Annotated in this window: 5 protein-coding genes; 3 read left to right on the top strand and 2 right to left on the bottom strand. The window is 49.8% G+C overall.

Annotated features, from left to right (window positions below; all coding sequences use genetic code 11):
• Window positions 1-148: 148 nt before the first annotated feature.
• Both NSB25_RS28440 and NSB25_RS28435 read left to right on the top strand, forming a co-directional pair.
• Window positions 149-349, top strand: coding sequence for an RNA polymerase sigma factor (locus tag NSB25_RS28440; protein WP_172455326.1), 201 nt, complete (start codon window positions 149-151; stop codon window positions 347-349).
• Window positions 330-1544, top strand: coding sequence for a C40 family peptidase (locus NSB25_RS28435; protein ID WP_103242701.1), 1215 nt, complete (start codon window positions 330-332; stop codon window positions 1542-1544). The genes NSB25_RS28440 and NSB25_RS28435 overlap by 20 nt, the downstream gene beginning before the upstream one ends.
• Before the next feature lie 63 nt (window positions 1545-1607).
• On the opposite strand, the gene NSB25_RS28430 is transcribed toward NSB25_RS28435, so the two are convergent.
• Complete coding sequence (locus NSB25_RS28430) at window positions 1608-3392, bottom strand: ABC transporter ATP-binding protein (protein ID WP_103242702.1); 1785 nt, start codon at window positions 3390-3392, stop codon at window positions 1608-1610.
• 6 nt (window positions 3393-3398) lie between these two features.
• A complete protein-coding gene (locus NSB25_RS28425; protein ID WP_103242703.1) occupies window positions 3399-5201 on the bottom strand; it encodes an ABC transporter ATP-binding protein in 1803 nt (600 codons plus the stop codon).
• Window positions 5202-5469: 268 nt separating this feature from the next.
• Here NSB25_RS28425 and NSB25_RS28420 point away from each other — a divergent pair, with 268 nt between their 5' ends.
• The gene (locus NSB25_RS28420; RefSeq protein ID WP_103242704.1) at window positions 5470-6708 is read left to right on the top strand and encodes a nucleotide sugar dehydrogenase; all 1239 of its coding nucleotides are present in this window, start codon (window positions 5470-5472) and stop codon (window positions 6706-6708) included.
• Window positions 6709-7132 lie beyond the last annotated feature (424 nt).

The following is a 7132-nucleotide window of genomic DNA, read 5'->3' as shown; positions in this document are numbered from 1 at the left end:
AGGGCGCGAAGCGCCGCATTTTTTGACTGGTTTGTCAAGTGTTTTTGAGAAAAAAGTGGGTGATTTTTGAAAAATAGGTTCTGAAAGCACCATGAAATAAGGGCTGAAGATTCCGAGAAGTTATGTAATCGGTAAGGAGGAGCTGGCTGTGGTGAGACAGGCGGTGGATAAGCTGCCGGAAAGGCTGAAGCTTGTGGTGCTTCTCTTTTACATGGAGGAACTGTCTGTAAAGCAGACAGCAGAGATTCTGAAAATTCCTGCGGGAACGGTGTTGAGCAGATTGTATCAGGCGAGAAAAACATTAAAAAAGGAATTGGAGAGTGTTATCAATGGAAAAGGAACTGGATGAATTGTTAAGACATGCCCTTACTCCAACCCAGCAGCCGGATTTTCGGCTGAATCGGAAAATCTTAAATCAGGCAAAGGAGCTGAGAGATATGAGAAAGAAAGCAATGAGGAGACTTCCCGCCGCCGTGCTTACGGCAGCATTGATTCTGGGAGCCGGTTCCCTCACCGCGTTTGCGGCATGGAAATATCTGACCCCGGAGGATGTGGCACAGGAAATGAATGACACAAAGCTGGCCGAAGCATTTTTAGGCGGGGAAGCCGTCATGGTAAATGAGACCCAAAGCTATGGGGGATATGATTTGACTCTGCTGGGAATCGTTTCCGGAGAAAATCTGTCGAAGTACAGTGCGGCCATGTCGGACAAAACGTATGCCGTGGTGGCCATTGCAAAATCTGACGGCACTCCTGTGGTGCAGGAGGAAGAGGCATTTTTTGTCTCGCCTCTGATCAGCGGATATGATCCGGTCCATTATAACGCGGCATCCATGCATGGCAGTTATACGGAAATGACAGAGGCAGGGGTTCTGTACCGGCTGGTGGAGTGCGATACTGTGGAGATTCTTGCGGATCATGACCTGTATCTGTGTATCTCCGATGGAGATTTTTACAATGCGAAGGCTTACTGCTACCATGAGGAAACGGGTGTGATTTCCAGAAATCCGGAGTACGACGGCGTAAATGCACTGTTTGACCTGACGCTGGATACTGAAAAGGCAGACCCGGACAGGGCGGCGGAGTATATGGCTGATATCTGGACAGATGATTCCGGAATATCCAGGGAAAAGCTGAATGTGGAGCTGGACGAATCGTTTGCGGTTCCAACGGCGTCAGGGAATGAGCCAGGGGCACAGGCGGCGGAGTATGCGCTGCAGTTTGTGGGGAATCCTTATGCCTGGGGCGGTGACAGCCTGACGGAAGGAACGGACTCTTCCGGCTTTACCAGCGGTGTATATGCGTATTTTGACGTCAGTCTGCCACATGATTCGAAAGAGCAGAGGCAGCAGGGATATGAGATAGAGGGGCTGGAAAATGCTCTGCCTGGAGATTTGATTTTCTATGAAACGCCCGCTCATGTGGCAATCTATATCGGTGACGGCAAGATTGTCCATGCGCTGAGCCTGGCCGGGGAAATCTGTGTCTCGGAGGCGGACTTTGATGAGATTGTGATGATCAGGCGGGTTTTGGAAGAGGAGTAGGAAAAAACGATCTGTTGGTGAGCAAGCTCCCCACAGATCGTTCTTTCTTTCCCGGCGCATGGCTCATGCCAGGAAATCATATTGTGATATATATAAATCGTAGTAGGCTCCTTTTTGTTCCAGGAGTTCTTCGTGGGTGCCGCGTTCCAGGATGCCGCCTTTGTCCACATAGAGGATGCAGTCGGCATTCTTGATGGTGGAGAGGCGGTGGGCGATGATGAAGGAGGTCCTTCCTTTCAGCAGCTCGTTTAAGCCTTTCTGGAGCAGGATTTCCGTCTCGGTGTCGATGCTGGAGGTGGCTTCGTCCAGAATCAGGATTTTCGGGTCGGCGAGCAGGGCTCTGGCGAAGGAGATGAGCTGTCTCTGGCCTGCGGAGAGGCGGCTGCCGCGCTCGTTGACTTCCGTATAGTAGCCGTTTTCCATCTGGCTGATGAAGTCATGGGCGCAGACGGTTTTGGCAGCCCGGATGACCTGATCGTCCGTGGCTTCTCTGTTGCCGTAACGGATATTGTCCATAATTGTGCCCGAGAAGATGAAGCTGTCCTGCATCATAATTCCCATCTGGGTGCGCAGGGAATGAATGGTCACATTGGCAATATCTGTGCCGTCTATGAGAATCTGGCCGGAATCCACATTGTAAAAGCGACAGATCAGGTTCACAATGGTGGATTTGCCGGCGCCGGTGGGTCCTACGAAAGCGTAAGTCTGGCCCGGCTTTGCCGTAAAGTTGATATTGTCCAGAATCCGGTGGCCTTCTTCATAGCTGAAGCATACATTCTTAAAACAAACCTCCCCTTTCACGGTGGGCATCTCGAAAGCACCTTCCGCATCCTTTACCAGAACGGGCTCGTCGATGGTCTCGAAGATGCGCTCCAGATAGGAGATTGCGGTCAGCAGAGAGTTGTAGAAGCCGGCCAATGTGTTGATGGGGGCCCAGAAGCGGCCTATGTAGGCGGTGAAGGCGATCAGCACGCCCACTGTCAGCGTTGCATTGGGAGCCAGAATCCAGCCAATTCCCAGCACATAGATGAAGGATGTGGTCACGGCGGAAATCATATCCACGCTGGGGCCCATGGTAAAGTTGAACTTGATGGCTTTCATCCAGGCTTTGCGGTAGTTGCCGCTCAAGTTGTTGAAGATCTGATTATTCTCATTTTCCCGGACAAAGGACTGGGTGACCCGGATGCCGTTGATGCTCTCGGCGATATAGGCATTCAGGTTACTCTGTTTGTTGGACTGAATCTGCCAGGCTCTGCGCTGCTTCTTTTTGATAAAAATGATTACCAGAGCCAGTACCGGCAGTCCGCAGAGACACACCAGCGTAAGCCTCGCATCACAGATCAGCATGAATATAATAATGAAGAAAAGGTTGCACAAATCTGTGACCGTATTCACGATACCGTTGCTCAGCAGGTCGCTTAAGCTGTTGACATAATTCACCACGCGCACCTGGATTTTACCGTGGGGGCGGTCATCATAGTAGGAAAAGGGCAATTCCTGCAGATGATTGAAGATGTCAGTGCGGATGGCATGGATAATACTCTGTCCGATGACACTCATGGTTTTGATTTTAAAACGCATGGCAATGGCGGAATAACTGGCCACGGCCAGGGTCAGCAGGCTGACCATTATAATTTTTCTCATATCCTTCTGCGGGATATAAATATCCATAATTCTCTGGAAAAAGATGGGTACCGTCATGGTCAGTGCGGATGCGCTGAGCATCAGGAAAATGACACTTACCATCTTTCCTTTGTAAGGGGATACATAGCCGGCCAGACGTTTCAGCTGACTTATGTCAAAGCTGTCTTCCAGCACTTCATCCATATCATATCTGTTGCGTGCCATGATCCGTTACCTCCTTTGCGTCATTTTCTGCTCGTTCAGCAGGTCATAGGGAATCTCACCGTACTGATTGCGGAAAGCCTTGGCGTAATAACCGCCTGCCGCCACAAGCTCATCGTGGGTTCCGTGTTCAATGATACGGCCGCCGTCCATGACCAGAATCTGGTCTGCGTCTCTGATGGAAGAGATGCGGTAGGCGATGATAAATACGGTACAGTCCTTTTTGATGCTTTTCAGCTGTGTCTGAATATAGCTTTCCGTCTCCATGTCTACGGCCGATGTGGTATCGTCCAGAATCAGAATGGAAGGGTCCTTCAAAAGAGCCCGGGCCAGAGAAATTCGCTGCTTTTGTCCGCCGGAAAGTCCCACGCCCCGTTCTCCAACGATGGTGTCGTATTTGTCGGGCAGAGCGGAGATGAAATGATTGGCGTCCGCCATGATGGCGGCGTGCTTCACCTGTTCAAAGCTGCAGTCCGGTCTGCCGTAAGCGATATTTCCCTCTATGGTATCAGAAAAAAGGAACACATCCTGCATGGCCATACCGATATTGTCGCGGAGATTATAAAGGTCCATCTCCCGCACATCTGTGCCGTCCACCAGCACCTGGCCGGAGGTTGCGTCATAGAACCGGCAGAGCAGATTCATCAGAGTGGATTTTCCGGAGCCGGTGGAACCGATGATGCCAACGGTCTGACCGGCCTTTATCCTGAAATTAATATCGCTGATAATATCTGCATCGTTCTCATCCTCGTCTTCCGCCCGGTAGGATACATTCCGGAATTCCACTTCGCCCCGGATCTTCTGATGAGGATAACCGAAAGAATCACCGTGATTCCAGGCAAAACGGGGGGTTCTGACTCTGGGTTCCTCGCTGTAGGTGGTATATATTTTTTCCACGGATGTGACGAAATTCTGAATGTCATTTACCCACCAGCCGGCCATTCTCAGAGGCATATTCAACATCCACAGATAACCGTTGACCTTTACCAGGTCGCCCAGCGTGATTTCTTCCAGAATCACCATGTAGCCGCCGTAAAGCATCAGGACGATGGTCAGTGCATAGGAGAGAATTTCGAATATGGGAACATATTTCATCCAGACCCGGGAGGCCTTAATCTGGGCTTCCTTAAAACGGTCGTTTTCGATCTGGAATTTTTCTCTTTCATAATCTTCTTTTGCGAAGGCCTTTACCACGCGGTTGCCGCTGATATTCTCCTGGACGAAAGCATTCAGTGAGGAGAAACAGTTGCGGTTCCGCTGGAAAGCCGGTTTCACTTCCTTCGACTGCTTAAAAGTGGAGAATGCGGTGAAGGGCAGTACCACCAGCATACACAGCGCCAGCTTTGTGTTCACAGTGAAAATCATCAGCAGCGCGAAGGCGAACAGCAGTATATTCTGGTAGACGGCATAGAGGTCATAGGCAATAAAATGCCGGATGGCTTCCATATCTCCTGTCTGGCGGCTCATCAGGTCGCCGGTACGCTTCCTGTTATAGAAGGCAAAATCCTCCTCCAGAAGCTTGCGGTATACGGTGCTGCGCATATCATACAGAACGCCCTGGGAAGCCGTCTCGAAGATCAGCTGATACAGGAAACGCAGCACACTGTTCAGCAGTGTAACCGCCAGCAGACATACAATCAGCTGTGGCAGCAGATCATAATTGCCGGCCTGGATGACATTATCCACAATAATGCCGGAAATATAAGGATTGACAATGGACAGCGCCGCGATGACAGTGGTCAGGAACAGGCCCAGAATCATCAGGTTTCGGTAACGCTTCAGAAAACTGTAGAACCATTTTACAGGTGTCATATGGTATCCTCCCTTGCCCGGGGGTTTCCCAGGGGCTTATGCAACATTGTACTTTTTAGGATACAAAAGGAAATGGAGTATCTTGCACCCTTGATGGAGAATCTTGTGTGCAGCCATCTGCAGTCCACTTTCCGGCTTGCGATTCCTGTGCGAATATGCTATAGTAAACGACGGACAGAACTGCCATTGCTTTGCCTGAGCTGTGATGTCAGGGGAGACAGAGGCACTGATTGAGATAAGAATGGAACAGAAAATGGGAGAGAATATGATGAAAATTACAGTGGTGGGAACAGGGTATGTGGGGATGTCGCTGGCGGTTCTGCTGGCACAGAAAAACGAGGTAATTGCGAAGGACATTCTTCCCGGGAAAGTAGAACTGATCAATGAAAAGCGTTCTCCCATCAGAGATGCCGAGATTGAAGAATATCTCTGCAGCAGAGAGCTGCATTTAAAAGCCACGCTGGACGGAGAGGAAGCCTATCGGGACGCGGATATTGTAATTGTGGCCGCGCCCACAAACTATGACAGCGAGACCAATTATTTTGACACGTCCGCGGTGGAAAGCGTGGTGGACGAGATCCTCCAGGCCAATGCCCGGGCGACTATAGTGATCAAATCCACGATACCCGTGGGATTTACGGCACAGCTGAACAAAAGGAAGGGAACCGACAGAATCCTGTTCAGTCCGGAATTCCTGCGGGAGACCAAAGCACTTTATGACAATTTATATCCGTCGAGGATTATTGTGGGGTATGAGGAGGGAGACGATGAAATGTGCCGGAGAGCCCGGGCCTTTGCAGAGCTGCTGACAGACGCTTCTCTGAAGGAGGACGTTCCGGTGCTGCTGATGGGCTCTACCGAGGCGGAGGCTGTGAAGCTTTTTGCCAATACCTATCTGGCATTGCGTGTAAGCTTCTTCAACGAGCTGGATACTTACGCGGAAGTGAAGGGACTGGACACGAAGCAGATTATCGAGGGCGTCTGCCTGGACCCGAGAATCGGAAGCCATTACAACAATCCTTCCTTTGGCTATGGCGGGTATTGCCTGCCAAAGGATACGAAGCAGCTGCTGGCCAACTATAATGATGTGCCGGAGAATCTCATCCAGGCCATTGTGGAATCCAACCGCACGAGAAAGGATTTTGTGGCCGACCAGGTGCTGAAGAAGGCAGGATATTATTCCTATTCGGAGAAAATGAACTACAACAGCAGGATGGAGAAAGAGACGACCATCGGCGTGTACAGACTGACCATGAAGAGCAACAGCGACAATTTCCGCCAGAGCTCCATACAGGGTGTCATGAAGCGCGTCAAGGGCAAAGGCGCGAATATCATCATTTATGAGCCGTCCCTGGAGAACGGCAGTACTTTCTTCGGAAGTCTGGTGGTGAATGACCTGGATGAATTCAAGAAAAAATCGGACTGCATCGTTGCCAACCGCTTTGACGAATGCCTGTCGGATGTGACAGAGAAGGTATATACAAGGGATCTTTTCAGGCGGGATTGAGATCCCCGTTCTATCCATTCCGAAGTAAAAAGCAGACATTTGCCAATGGGCTTTTATGCCGGTGTCGAATCTTAACTCTGTATTGGAGGGCTGGCAAGTAGGAAAAAGTTATAATAAATTCATAAAAGATTTGTTGCGTTAACTGAGGAGATGTTCATCAATGCGATTGAAGAATCTGCCAAGAACCGTCCTGTTCATATATCTGTGGCTGCAAGAGAGATCAAAGGGGAAGAGGAACTGAGAAAATTCATGAAAGAATGGGAGAAAGCGAATGCAGATCAATGATAAGTTTTTTTCCACGACAAACGCATGAGTAAATAAAATGTGAACAAACTACTCCATTATCCGTTATAATGGAAATAAAAACGGAGATGGTGATATGGAGCAGTTACTGGAATGGATGGAGATCATCGAGGATGTCAGG

The organism is Acetatifactor muris (assembly GCF_024623325.1).
Lineage (GTDB): Bacteria > Bacillota > Clostridia > Lachnospirales > Lachnospiraceae > Acetatifactor > Acetatifactor muris.
Note: the sequence above shows the minus strand (reverse complement) of the source record. Positions and strands in the feature narration are given on the sequence as shown.